Consider the following 12,142-nt stretch of genomic DNA (forward strand, 5'->3'; position numbering starts at 1 on the left):
CAACCCGGGCTACATGGGTCAAAACAACCCTTCTCAGCAGTTGGTGATCTTATGAGCACACATTCAATCTGTGTCTTTTGCGGCTCACGTCCGGGGCAAGACCCGGCTTTTATGAACGATGCAACGGCCTTTGGCACGGCCTTGGCGCAAAAGGGCTGGCGGCTGGTTTACGGTGCTGGTGACGTGGGATTGATGGGGGCCGTGGCGCGCGCGGCACAAAAGGCGGGCGGCGAAACCTTTGGTGTGATGCCGGACAACCTGTTTGACCGCGAGATCGGCAAGACGGATCTGACCCACTACGTGGTTACCGAGACCATGCATGAGCGCAAGAAAGTCATGTTCATGAACTGTGATGCGGTCGTGGTGATGCCGGGTGGAGCCGGGTCATTGGATGAATTTTTTGAGGTTCTCACCTGGCGCCAAATCGGACTGCACGAAAAGCCGATATTCCTTTTAAATACAAAAGGGTATTGGGATAAGCTCATTCAGCTGATTGATCATGTGATTGAACAGAATTTTGCAGACAGCTCCTTGCGTGGATTTGCACAGATCGAAGGAACAGTTGAGGGGCTGGTGAAAGGACTGCACGAAGCGTTGAAATGAGGGCCGGCTATGCGGACAGAGCGGCCGTTCGCAGATATAGTCTGTTCAAGACACACGCCAGCGGCCAATGCACTCGAAAACCCTTCGCTCAAGCTGGAAACAAAATGGCACTTTTGATCTATCTGAGAAAAGGCCCGACCGAATCTATCGACTGGGCAAAGCGGGAAATCTACTTGGATCAAAGCTTTTATGAACTGTTATTTCGTCTTCACGAAAACTCAAAGCTGTCTTCACCCCTAAGGCAATTGGTGTCTATCGGTTATGGCGAAGAATGTGTCATAAACAACAAACATATCAGCGCCATGTTGGTGGAAGCCGCTTCTCTAGCTCAAAACAGTTTCGAACATCCTCAACTCGAAGCCTTTTTGGGAGTCTTGCGCAAAGCAGCCGAGGGAAATTGTGACCTAGCAATAGCAGGCGACATGTATCCAGATTTGTCCAACCGAAGGACAACTTGTATTCTTTAAGGCCAAGGCCACTAAAAGCTCAAAGCAGCCATCTGACGGTTTCGGTCGGTCATTTCAGTAGTTTTTGGAGCGCGAAGGTCGGCTCAGTGGACGATGTGACCATATGATAGGATTAGTTGCATAGTCGCTCTTGGATGATCCATGCCATTTGTTGGCGTAAAGTTTTTGAGTGATATAATTTGTATAAAGGTTTTCAAAACAGCTATTGATCTAGCTTTGCCGACAGGTTCTGGCGACTCTGGAAATCAAATGAACATAAACAAACGAGCAAAACTGATAAATTGATCAACAATCTACGTATCATCAGCGGGCTTATTTTATTTGTCTTCGTGCTGGGACATTTCATAAACCATGCGCTTGGTATTATCTCACTCAAAGCCATGAATGACGCGCTTTCCTATTCGATTGCACCTTGGCGTACGTATACCGGCACCATTTTGCTCCTCAGTGCACTGATAACACATGCGGTTCTGGCGCTGTGGTCGCTTTATCAACGAAGAAGCTACCGCCTGAAGACCTGGGAGTACCTTCAAATAATCCTGGGCTTTTTTATTCCGATATTTTTGGCGGCTCATGTCCTTTCTACGCGCGGCATATATGAAGTCTTTGGTATAGAAAAAGCCTATGGATTTCAGTTGTATGCACTGTGGGTTGCCTCTCCATATTACGGGATTCTACTCGCAGTTGGTTTGCTCACGGTTTGGACCCATGCCTGCATCGGCTGGCATTATTGGTTGCGATTGAAACCCTGGTATCAATACATTCAAATGCTGGCATTCGCTTTTGCAATTCTTGTGCCTGCATTGGCGGCGGCGGGCTATGTTTCTGCCGGTCTGAGTGTCACGCGGCTAGCGCAAAATCAGTCTTGGGTTGAAAGGCTGGACAGGAACATTGATACGGATCGGCAGATAATCTTAAACTTCATCTCTGACTATGAAGTCGCGACACAACTTACAGTCATTTCTCTTGTGATACTAATCGTTGGTTTCAACATCTTTCGCCGTGTGATGTCGAGGCGCGGTAACAAAGAAAAACTGAATTACCGAAGCCTTAACCTGAAGAACAAACAGCAGGTCAACCTTAGACAGGGTATCTCGGTTCTAGATCATTTACGCAGTGCCAATATACCCCATGCGTCTGTGTGTGGCGGAAAGGGACGGTGCTCAACATGCCGGGTCCGTATCGATGTGGGCCTGGAAAACCTTCCGCCCCCAAGCCTTGAAGAAAGCAAAGTTTTGTCGCGCATCGCAGCCGCACCAAATGTGCGTCTCGCCTGTCAGCTTAAACCCGATAAGGGACTGGATATCACCGCAATACTCAGCCCCGACGTAGGCGCCAATACGGGATATGCTACTTATTCGGGTGAAGATGGGCAGGAGCTGCAGATTGCGATTTTGTTTGCAGATATTCGCGCCTTTACCAAGCTATCGGAAGCAAAGCTCCCTTATGATGTATCATTCCTTTTAAATCGTTATTTTGCAGCGATGGGCGATGCCATCGAACAAACAGGGGGACATCTGGATAAATTTATTGGCGACGGGGTCATGGCGCTGTTTGGTTTGAATAAATCAATCGAGCGGGGCTGCGCAGATGCTATTCGAGCCACCCAGAAGATGGCTGAAAAACTGGAAGAACTTAATGATGCGCTCGCAGGCGATTTGGATGAACCTTTGCGTATTGGCATCGGTGTTCATACCGGCACAGCGATCGTGGGGAAAATGGGATACAAACGCACATCAAGTCTTACCGCGATTGGTGATGTCGTAAACACCGCCAGCCGCCTTGAAAACGCAACAAAGGAACTCGGCGTCCAAACCATCATTTCGGAAAAAACTGTGCTTTATAGCGGTATGACTTTGCCTCATGCTGAGCAACATGAGGTCACCGTTAGAGGTCGCGAACAACCGATAAAAGTTTATGCAGTAAGTGCTTAGTAGGTTGTTTGCAGTCCTCACTTCTTGGTGCCGCAAAAGGCCACAAGACATGTTGATCCGACAATAAGCTTTCAAAACCATTTGGGCTCTGACCAGCCATTCGGCTGATACCTGGTCGCGTGGGCAGATATCCCTCCGGGCAGGTCGAAAACATAGTTTTCCAAATCAAAAAAAGCCCCGAAGCCAGTCGGGGCTTTTTCATTTGAATTTCGGGTATCTTACATCCGGCTGGCGACGTTTTCCCAGTTGACCAGATTGTCGAGGAAGTTTGTGAGGTACGCAGGCCGTTTGTTGCGGAAGTCGATATAGTAGGAATGTTCCCACACATCGCAGCCCAGAAGCGCCGTTTGGCCAAAGCAAAGCGGGTTGACGCCGTTCTCAGTCTTGGTCACGGCGAGCGAGCCGTCTGCGTTTTTCACGAGCCAGCACCAGCCAGAGCCAAACTGACCCGCGCCTGCTGCGGAAAACTGGGACTTGAACCCATCGACCGAGCCAAAGCTCTCGCTGATCGCTTTTTCAAGCTCTCCAGGCATCTTGCTATCGCCGGGGCCCATCATTTCCCAGAATTGGTTGTGGTTCCAAAGCTGGCTGATGTTGTTGAATATACCATTTTGGGCGACAGCGGAGTTGTCGTAGGTGCCGGTGATGATGTCTTCCATCGATTTGCCGTCCCACTCGGTGCCGGCAATCAGCTTGTTGCCGTTGTCCACATAGGCCTTGTGATGCAGGTCGTGGTGGTATTCCAGAGTCTCGGCGGACATGCCTTTGCCAGCCAGAGCGTCATGTGCATAGGGAAGATCGGGAAGTTCAAAAGCCATGTGGGCCCCCTCAGTGTTTTGCGATGTTTCTGCGCCTACATGGTAGCGCGAGCAGGGCGAGGTCAAGGGGAGATGCTCGGGCCAGCCTTGTATACCAGCCTGATCTGTCCGGTCAGTGACCTCTTGGTCTTATGTGAAAAGCCCCACCTCACCCCCCGGTTCCGCCGCATCCTTGAGCAGGTCAAAGGCGTATTGCGCGACCGAACGGAAGCAGACAACTTCGATACGGGTCTCGGATGTCATCCAGAAGGCGGCCGCGATCTGGGCCATGCGGGTGCGGCGGATCTGGCCAGGGGCGAAGGCGTCAGCGGCCATGTCAACCGGGCAAAGCTTTGCGATGATCTCGCGCGCGGCGTCGCCATCGAGGCTGAATATCGCCCGCGCATCAGATACATTCGCTGCCAGAAAATGTTGACCTTTCAATGCCTTTTCTAGAACACCTAAAGTAGCCTCAACCTCAGCATAAGGCACCATCACCAAGAGCTCATCGGGGGACATCCACGCGACAGCCTTGTTGCCTTCGTGAAGGATCTCACGCTGCTTGGGCAGCTTCGCGCCAGTGGCCTCCAGCACCGCCTTTTTCATTTTGACCGACGCAACGTCTCCGCGCAGAGTGATCATCCCGCGCAGACCCATTTCTTCGACTTTCACGTACCCATCGAATTTTGCGCCTTGCAGGGCGCTGACTGCGCTAGACATTTTGCTTCTCCCCTTCGGCATCAAAGAACACAGGATTCACGATTTTGGCTTTGACGATGGTGCCGTCCACCTTGGGGAATTCGACCAATTCACCCATCCGGTCCGGACCGTGTTTGATCAACCCCATGGCGATGCCACGATCCAGCGTTGGCGAATAGTAGGTCGAGGTCACACGCCCCTGCACGTTGCGCTGACCGTTCTCGTTGGTGCCTTCGGCGGTGCAATAGGCCCCATCTGGCAGAACAGAGCCATCGACGGTTTCCAGCCCGACCAGTTTCCAGCGGTTTGGGTCGGCCATGTGGCTGCGGGTTTGGGCGCGTTTGCCGAGGTAATCCTCTTTCTTCTTGGAAATAGCCCAGTCGAGGCCAAGGTCCTGCGGGATGACCGTGCCGTCGGTTTCGTCGCCGATCATGATGAAGCCCTTCTCGGCGCGCATCACGTGGAGCGCCTCGGTGCCATAGGGCATCACGCCAAACTCAGCCCCGGCCTCCAGCAACTGATCCCAAAAGGCGCGGCCCTGAGAGGCAGGCACAGCAATCTCATAGCTCAGCTCACCCGAGAAGGAGATGCGGTAGACGCGGGCGTGAATGTCGCCAAAGCTGACATCCTTCCACGCCATAAACGGGATGGTCTCGGCGCTGAGGTCGTCTTTCGTCAACTTTTCCAGAGCCTTGCGCGCATTTGGGCCAACCACAGCCACCTGCGCGTATTGCTCGGTCACGTTGGCGACATAGACTTTCCAGTCCCACCATTCGCATTGCAGCCAATCTTCCATATGCGCATGGATGCTGTCGGCGCCGCCTGTGGTGGTGTGGCAGAGGAACGTGTCCTCGTCGATGCGCGCCACCACGCCGTCATCGGTCAGGAAGCCATTTTCGTTGCACATCAAGCCATAGCGGCAGCGCCCCGGTTTCAGCGTGCTCATCATGTTGGTGTAGAGCATGTCGAGTAATTTGCCCGCGTCTGGGCCTTTGACAATGAGTTTGCCCAGGGTCGAGGCATCGAGAAGACCCAAGCTTGACCGTGTCTGGTTGATCTCGCGCTTGACAGCGCTTTCGATATCTTCGCCCGGTGTCTTGCGGAAGCAATAGGGCCGCCGCCACTGACCTACGGGCTCCCAATATGCGCCGTTTTCCTCGTGCCATTCATGCATGGGTGTCCTTCGTAGCGGCTGAAAGATCGGACCACGGGCCTCACCGGCAATCGCTGCCATTGAGATGGGCGTGTAGGGCGGACGGAACGTGGTTGTTCCAGTCTGTGGAATAGGTTGATTTAGCGCATCAGAAAGGATCGCAAGACCATTGATATTGCTCAGCTTCCCTTGATCTGTGGCCATACCTAGGGTGGTGTATCTCTTAGCATGTTCAACGCTTTCAAACCCCTCGCGTGCTGCCAGTTGGACATCTGACACTTTCACGTCGTTCTGATAGTCGAGCCAAGACTTGGAGCGCAGTTTGATATTGGCCCCCTGCGGCATCAGCCAGATGGGTTCCATCGCAGCCATCTTTGGGCTGTCGGCCTCGGGCGCTTTGGTCGTTTTGGGTTTGCCGCCGGTTGCTTTGGCTGCGGCCCGGCCTGCGCTGACAGCATCCGAGACAATGTCCGCCAGATCCATCGCTCCATTTGCAGATCCCGCCACGGACACAAAGCCTTCGCCTTGGGCGCCTGTCGGGGCTTTCTCGGGATCAGGGCGGAACATGGCCTGCGCTTCATCCCAGATCAGTTTGCCCCCGCAATGGGACCAGAGGTGCACCACCGGTGACCACCCGCCTGACATGGCAACCACGTCACACGCCACTTCCTCTAAGGGCATCCCCTCGCCGGCTTGTGAACAAATGGCCACTCCCGTGACCCGTTTGCCGCCTTTGACCTTGGCGATGGCTTTGCCGTTTTCAACGCGGATGCCCAAATCGCGCGCCTCTTGCGCCAAGGCACCGCCGCCATTTGCGCGCGCGTCAACGATCATGGGCACATCAAGACCTGCGTTTTTCATCGCGATGGCCGTCTGATAGGCGTCGTCATTGTTGGTCACAACGACGGTCCGGTCACCAATGGAAACGCCGTAGTTGGCGACATAGTCCCGCACCGCGGAGGCCAACATCACACCAGGGATATCGTTGCCCGCAAAACTCAACGGACGCTCAATTGCCCCCGTCGCAGTGACAATCTGTTTCGCCCGTATCCGCCAGAGCCGGTGACGCGGCGTGTTTTTACTTGGAGAATGGTCGCTAACCCGTTCATATCCAAGTAAATATCCGTGATCATAGACCCCTGCACCCATCATCCGTAAACGCATCGTGACATTGGGCATGTCAGCCAAAGTCGACACGGTTTCGTCCACGAACTTATCCACAGGCATTTGATTGACAGTTCCGGTGTCAACCAGCGCACGCCCGCCCCAATGGGCGGTCTGCTCCATCAAGAGTACCTTGACGCCCGCCTCGCCTGCTGCTTTGGCGGCCAGAAGCCCGGCAATACCGCCGCCGATCACGACAACATCGTAGAACGCATAGAGATGTTCATACTTGTCCTGATCGCGGTCGCGCGGGGCTTTGCCCAGACCCGCCGACTTGCGGATGAACGGCTCATAGACATGCTTCCAGAGGGGCCGAGGATGGATGAACATCTTGTAGTAGAAGCCTGCGGGCAGGAAGCGTGCGAGTTTGCTGTTTATGGCGCCGACATCGAATTCCAGGCTTGGGAAGTGATTTTGCGATGTGGCGCGCAGCCCGTCGAACAACTCGGTTGTTGTGGCGCGTTGGTTGGGTTCAAACGTCTCGTCGCGCCCCATGTTCACCAAGGCGTTGGGTTCTTCCGCACCCGAGGCCACGATGCCGCGCGGACGGTGATACTTAAAAGACCGTCCCACCAGCATCTGGTCATTGGCCAGAAGCGCCGAGGCGAGCGTGTCGCCTTCAAAGCCGCGCAAGCGCTTGCCGTTAAAGGTGAATTCCAGCGCGCGCGTCTTGTTGACCAGACGCCCGCCCGTTGCCAGACGCGTGCTCATGAGAACTCCCTCCAGCTCCAGCCCGGCACCTTGGCCGAGATCTTGTCCTTGATGTCCTGCGGCGGCTCGGTGGTTTGCGCGCTATACGTGCCGTAAACCTCAAGCGTCATGGTGTTGCGTGCCGCCAGAAACCACTTGCCGCAGCCATTGGCATGCCGCCAGCGTTCGAAATGCACGCCCTTTGGGTTTTCCTTGGCGAACAGATAGGTGTGAAACTCATCGTCGCTGGAGCCGGGGCCAAACCGTTTGAGATGCGCCTCGCCGCCGCCTGCAAATTCGGTTTCTTCGCCCGTCACACCGCAGCACGGGCATTCAAGGATCAGCATGGACGTAGCTCCGAGTTGTAATAAATACCACATCCATTACTTTGGAAGTTATGGATGGTTTTTCTTGGCTGTTTGACATTTTTCAATACGTGCCCGTAGTGGCTATCATAGTTGTGGCTGTTTACTTTGCGTTTCGACGGGAGTCGTCCGGCGAACACAGACTTCAAGAGTCGCTCCGCAACAGCGTTTCGCGCGCATCGATTAGAAACAACGTCGATCGGAGTATCGGAGGCGGTGTTCACCTCGATAAGCCGGAGCAAAATTCTAATGGGAAAGATCGCGAAAGTTGAGGTTTTTAAAACTGAAGCGCGATACTGGCTTTTTATCTTGAAGGCTGGGAACTTACGAGAGGCGCGATTGACGCCCCACGATCCCAAAAAATTAATCGCCCGACGTGAAGGTCGCCTTGGTGCCGAATGTGGCTTTGTCGTCCATGGGCTCTGCGTCGTCGGTTGCAACAGAGGTTGGTTGTTGCTCAACTTCTGTTGCAGGCGGGGCTGACAGCTCTCCGCGGACCGAGCCAGTGGCAAAATTTGCGGCAACGAACACGCCCAATGCCACGACAACGACCAGAACCCAGAACAACGCCGCGCCACCGTCATCGTCGGACGGTTTGGGGCTGTAATTCTGGTTTTGCCTCCATTGGTTATAATCGGACATAAACTGCTCTCCACTCGACCTGTGACACCATATTGTGGCGGTACGTTAAGAATGGAAGAACAGCCCCCTTCACCTGGCAAAATTGGGCCGATCCCCGCGTTTTTGAACCGACGGGTTCGGCGCTTCTTTGCCGGATTGGGGGTCAAAACAGTGTTAGATGCCTGGAAATCGCAAGGTGTCATCAATGTGCCACACCCGCTGCTACGGATTCGTCGATGAAACGGCCCTCATAGAACCGGTCGAGGCCAAATTCTGCGGTCAGCGGCGAATATCCTTTGGCCATAAGTTCAGCAAAGCCCCAACCGCTTCCTGGGATGGCCTTGAAGCCGCCGGTGCCCCAGCCGCAGTTGATGAAGCAGTTCTCCAGCGGTGTTTTTGACAGGATCGGAGAGCGGTCGCCGGTGACATCAACAATCCCGCCCCACTGGCGCAGCATCTTGAGCCGTGCGATCATCGGGAAGGTTTCCACCAGAGCGCGCACGGTTTCCTCGACATGGTGGAAAGAGCCGCGCTGCGTGAAGTTGTTGTAGCCATCGGTGCCGCCGCCGATCACCATCTCGCCTTTGTCGGATTGGCTCATATAGCCATGCACGGTGTTGGCCATGACAACCACGTCCATACAGGGCTTGATCGGCTCAGATACAAGCGCCTGAAGTGCGACCGATTCAATCGGAAGCCGGAAGCCCGCCATATCGGCCAGATGCCCGGAATGACCGGCCACCACGATGCCAAGCTTATCACAGTCGATATCACCACGATTTGTGGTGACACCTTTGACCTTGCCCGCTTCAGAGCGGATACCGGTGACTTCGCATTTCTGGATCACATCCATGCCCATGGCCGAACAGGCCCTTGCATAGCCCCAGGCCACCGCGTCATGGCGCGCAGTGCCCCCACGCGCCTGCCACAAGCCCCCCAGCACCGGGTAACGCGGGCCGTCGATGTTCATGATCGGACACAGCTCTTTGACGCGGCTGGGGGATATGAATTCGGTTTTCACACCTTGCAACGCATTGGCATGAGCCGTGCGCTCATAGCCACGCACCTCGTGTTGGGTTTGGGCGAGCATGATCACGCCACGCGGGCTAAACATGATGTTGTAGTTCAGATCCTGGCTCAGCGTTTCATAGAGGCTGCGCGACTTCTCATAAATCGCGGCTGAGGGGTCCTGAAGATAATTCGAGCGAATGATCGTGGTGTTGCGGCCGGTGTTGCCGCCCCCAAGCCAGCCTTTTTCAAGGATCGCCACATTGGTCAGACCGTGGTTCTTGCCGAGGTAGTAGGCCGTCGCCAGCCCATGCCCACCTGCACCGATAATGATCGCATCGTACTTTTTCTTCGGCTCGGGCGACGCCCATGCCCGTTCCCAACCCATGTGATGGCTCAACGCCTCACGGGCGATGGCAAAGGCGGAATAACGTTTCATGCGGGGCCTCCGAAGCTCTGCGCGGATTCGCGATCACTGCGTATTGTCGTGGATATGCGACACTGGTCAATTTTTGTGGATACCCAGCGCGGCATCAAGGCGACAATTTGCGACATTCGCTAAACCGTTTTGCACGCAGATTGTGACTACTTGCCCCTTTTGCTCCACGGGATCGGTGGTTAAATGAAGCTCAAGTGAGGAAATAGCATGATTTTCTGGGCTATAGCAGGTGGACTGGCGCTATTGTGCGCGTTTGTTCTTGGGCTTTTCGGGCTTAAGGGTCAGGCCGGGGATGAACCGCCTGCTGCTTATGATTTGAAGGTCTACCGCGATCAGCTAAAAGAAGTGGATCGCGATCTGGCACGGGGCGTTATTGCCGAGGAAGATGCCGAACGTATTCGAGCCGAGGTATCGCGACGCATTCTGGCTGCGGATGCTCAGTTGCAGGCGACCGAAGCCACCGGAGGTAAACAGCCCCTTGGCCTTCGCATTGCAATCCTGGCGGCAGCTGTTGCTGTGGTGGGCGGTGCCGGAGCGCTTTACGCACGGATGGGTGTGCCGGGATACGAAGACCTGCCATTGCAATTGCGTCTGGCGACCTCGAATGAGGCACGCGCCAACCGCCCCTCACAGGCTGAGCTTGAAGAGGTTTTGCCGGAATTTGAGATCACCGAGGACATTCCGGAAGATTATCAGGCGCTCATCACGCGCCTGCGCGACACGGTCGAAAACCGGCCCGATGACATGCGCGGTCTGCAGCTTTTGGCGCGTACCGAGGCATCAATCGGCAATCTTCCGGCAGCGCATGCGGCGCAGACCAAGCTTATCGAGTTGAAAGGCGACGCTGCGACGGCTGAGGATTTTGCCAAATTGGCCGATATGATGATTTCGTCAGGTGGCGGGTTTGTCTCGGCTGAGGCTGAAATAGCCCTGCGCGAGGCGCTCGACCGCAACCCTCAAGAGCCGCGCGCGCGATACTATATGGGGCTCTACCTGATGCAGGTGGATCGCCCGGATATGGCGTTCCGCACCTGGGACGCGCTTTTGCGTGAGAGCACATCTGACGCGCCTTGGGTGCCACTTATTCGGGGTCAGATCGAAGAGCTGGCCTGGCGCGCGGGCGTTGCGCGATATCAGCTGCCGGATGAGAACCGCCGTTCGGGGCCAACCCTGGCCGATATGACAGCCGCGCGTGACATGACACCCGAAGAACGCGAAGGCATGATCCGCAGCATGGTGGCCGGGCTTGATGAACGCATCCGCGAAGAAGGCGGCACACCCGGCGAATGGGCGCGCTTGATCAACGCCTATGCCGTGCTGGGGGACGAGGACGAGATCCGGGATGTCCTGGCCCGCGCGCGGGAGGCGTTTGCAGGGGATCCGGAGAACCTGGAGATCATGGAAAACGCGGCCAAGGAAGCCGGGTTCGCGGAATGATCATTGACGACATCGCCGAGTTTGCCTCTGCCCTCCCGGGCATGCGGCCGTTGATTGGGTTGGATCTGGGCACCAAGACGATTGGCGTCGCGGCCTCGGATGCGCTTTTGAGCACCGCGACCCCGCTTGAAACTGTGAAACGAACCAAATTCATGCAGGACGCAACCCGGCTTTTGGAGTACGCAACGGATCGTGAAGCGGCAGGCGTTGTTCTGGGTTTGCCCCGCAATATGGATGGATCGGAAGGTCCACGCGCGCAATCCACGCGGTCATTTGCGCAGAATTTGGCAAAATTGACAGAGATTCCCATCACCTACTGGGATGAACGCCTGTCCACGGTTGCGGCAGAAAGAGCACTGCTTGAGGCAGATTTGACCCGAAAGCGTCGCTCTGAGGTGATCGATGCGGTGGCAGCGGCCTATATTCTTCAGGGAGCGCTGGATCGCTTGCGCCATCTGAAGGACCAACCGTTGTGAACGACAACACCCCAGTCTGGACACGCGACGAGATCGAGTCGCCTTGTGTGCGCATCTGCGTGGTGCATCCTGAGGCCCGGATTTGCACGGGGTGTTTCCGCACGATTGACGAGATCAGCCAGTGGTCCAAGATGTCTCGCGAGGACCGGCGCGAAATCATGGAAGCTCTGCCTGATCGTGCGTCTTTACTGCGCAAGCGTCGCGGCGGACGTTCGGCACGATTGAAGCGCGGTTAAGCGGCGCGGCGTGAGCGCCACCAACAGACAGCTTGAGGCCAGAAGGACCGGAA

At 55.5% G+C, this 12,142-nt stretch carries 12 protein-coding genes; 6 read left to right on the plus strand and 6 right to left on the minus strand.

Features of this window, described 5'->3' with window-relative positions:
* The first annotated feature begins 51 nt into the window (after positions 1 to 51).
* The 3 genes from RZS32_RS01340 (at position 52) to RZS32_RS01350 (ending at position 3,004) form a co-directional block, all read left to right on the plus strand.
* Positions 52 to 603 carry a TIGR00730 family Rossman fold protein gene (locus RZS32_RS01340; RefSeq protein WP_317055241.1) on the plus strand — a complete coding sequence of 184 codons (552 nt, stop codon included), beginning with the start codon at positions 52 to 54 and terminating at the stop codon, positions 601 to 603.
* A 104-nt stretch (positions 604 to 707) separates the two neighbouring features.
* The gene (locus RZS32_RS01345; RefSeq protein ID WP_317055242.1) at positions 708 to 1,070 is read left to right on the plus strand and encodes a hypothetical protein; all 363 of its coding nucleotides are present in this window, start codon (positions 708 to 710) and stop codon (positions 1,068 to 1,070) included.
* A gap of 281 nt (positions 1,071 to 1,351) precedes the next feature.
* Positions 1,352 to 3,004, plus strand: a complete 1,653-nt coding sequence (locus RZS32_RS01350) for an adenylate/guanylate cyclase domain-containing protein (protein WP_317055243.1) — start codon at positions 1,352 to 1,354, stop codon at positions 3,002 to 3,004.
* A gap of 218 nt (positions 3,005 to 3,222) precedes the next feature.
* On the opposite strand, the gene RZS32_RS01355 is transcribed toward RZS32_RS01350, so the two are convergent.
* From RZS32_RS01355 to RZS32_RS01380, 6 genes are all read right to left on the minus strand, one after another.
* The gene (locus tag RZS32_RS01355; protein WP_317055244.1) at positions 3,223 to 3,822 is read right to left on the minus strand and encodes a superoxide dismutase; all 600 of its coding nucleotides are present in this window, start codon (positions 3,820 to 3,822) and stop codon (positions 3,223 to 3,225) included.
* A 129-nt stretch (positions 3,823 to 3,951) separates the two neighbouring features.
* A complete protein-coding gene (locus RZS32_RS01360; RefSeq protein WP_317055245.1) occupies positions 3,952 to 4,521 on the minus strand; it encodes a sarcosine oxidase subunit gamma in 570 nt (189 codons plus the stop codon).
* Positions 4,514 to 7,528, minus strand: a complete 3,015-nt coding sequence (locus RZS32_RS01365) for a sarcosine oxidase subunit alpha family protein (protein ID WP_317055246.1) — start codon at positions 7,526 to 7,528, stop codon at positions 4,514 to 4,516. Before RZS32_RS01365 ends, RZS32_RS01360 begins: the two co-directional genes overlap by 8 nt.
* Positions 7,525 to 7,854, minus strand: a complete 330-nt coding sequence (locus RZS32_RS01370) for a sarcosine oxidase subunit delta (protein WP_317055247.1) — start codon at positions 7,852 to 7,854, stop codon at positions 7,525 to 7,527. Before RZS32_RS01370 ends, RZS32_RS01365 begins: the two co-directional genes overlap by 4 nt.
* Before the next feature lie 381 nt (positions 7,855 to 8,235).
* Positions 8,236 to 8,514 (minus strand): hypothetical protein, encoded by a 279-nt coding sequence (locus tag RZS32_RS01375; RefSeq protein WP_317055248.1) that lies wholly within the window; start codon positions 8,512 to 8,514, stop codon positions 8,236 to 8,238.
* 181 nt (positions 8,515 to 8,695) lie between these two features.
* Positions 8,696 to 9,940, minus strand: coding sequence for a sarcosine oxidase subunit beta family protein (locus tag RZS32_RS01380; RefSeq protein ID WP_317055249.1), 1,245 nt, complete (start codon positions 9,938 to 9,940; stop codon positions 8,696 to 8,698).
* A 207-nt stretch (positions 9,941 to 10,147) separates the two neighbouring features.
* Between RZS32_RS01380 and ccmI the strand changes: the two genes are divergently transcribed.
* From ccmI to RZS32_RS01395, 3 genes are read left to right on the plus strand one after another with little or no spacing between them, the layout of a single operon-like run.
* Entirely contained in the window at positions 10,148 to 11,377 is a 1,230-nt protein-coding gene (gene ccmI, locus RZS32_RS01385) for a c-type cytochrome biogenesis protein CcmI (RefSeq protein WP_317055250.1), read from the plus strand.
* The gene (ruvX, locus tag RZS32_RS01390) at positions 11,374 to 11,853 is read left to right on the plus strand and encodes a Holliday junction resolvase RuvX (RefSeq protein WP_317055251.1); all 480 of its coding nucleotides are present in this window, start codon (positions 11,374 to 11,376) and stop codon (positions 11,851 to 11,853) included. The genes ccmI and ruvX overlap by 4 nt, the downstream gene beginning before the upstream one ends.
* Complete coding sequence (locus RZS32_RS01395) at positions 11,850 to 12,089, plus strand: DUF1289 domain-containing protein (RefSeq protein ID WP_317055252.1); 240 nt, start codon at positions 11,850 to 11,852, stop codon at positions 12,087 to 12,089. Before ruvX ends, RZS32_RS01395 begins: the two co-directional genes overlap by 4 nt.
* Positions 12,090 to 12,142 lie beyond the last annotated feature (53 nt).

Origin of the sequence: Roseovarius sp. W115 (assembly GCF_032842945.2) — a bacterium.
GTDB classification, from domain to species: Bacteria; Pseudomonadota; Alphaproteobacteria; order Rhodobacterales; family Rhodobacteraceae; genus Roseovarius; species Roseovarius rhodophyticola.

Bases quoted from the DNA above. Each gene is read 5' to 3' on its own strand.
- RZS32_RS01340 (WP_317055241.1), top strand. From the start codon at position 52: ATGAGCACACATTCAATCTGTGTCTTTTGCGGCTCACGTCCGGGGCAA.
- RZS32_RS01345 (WP_317055242.1), top strand. From the start codon at position 708: ATGGCACTTTTGATCTATCTGAGAAAAGGCCCGACCGAATCTATCGAC.
- RZS32_RS01355 (WP_317055244.1), bottom strand. From the start codon at position 3,822: ATGGCTTTTGAACTTCCCGATCTTCCCTATGCACATGACGCTCTGGCT.
- RZS32_RS01360 (WP_317055245.1), bottom strand. From the start codon at position 4,521: ATGTCTAGCGCAGTCAGCGCCCTGCAAGGCGCAAAATTCGATGGGTAC.
- RZS32_RS01365 (WP_317055246.1), bottom strand. From the start codon at position 7,528: ATGAGCACGCGTCTGGCAACGGGCGGGCGTCTGGTCAACAAGACGCGC.
- RZS32_RS01370 (WP_317055247.1), bottom strand. From the start codon at position 7,854: ATGCTGATCCTTGAATGCCCGTGCTGCGGTGTGACGGGCGAAGAAACC.
- RZS32_RS01375 (WP_317055248.1), bottom strand. From the start codon at position 8,514: ATGTCCGATTATAACCAATGGAGGCAAAACCAGAATTACAGCCCCAAA.
- RZS32_RS01380 (WP_317055249.1), bottom strand. From the start codon at position 9,940: ATGAAACGTTATTCCGCCTTTGCCATCGCCCGTGAGGCGTTGAGCCAT.
- ccmI (WP_317055250.1), top strand. From the start codon at position 10,148: ATGATTTTCTGGGCTATAGCAGGTGGACTGGCGCTATTGTGCGCGTTT.
- ruvX (WP_317055251.1), top strand. From the start codon at position 11,374: ATGATCATTGACGACATCGCCGAGTTTGCCTCTGCCCTCCCGGGCATG.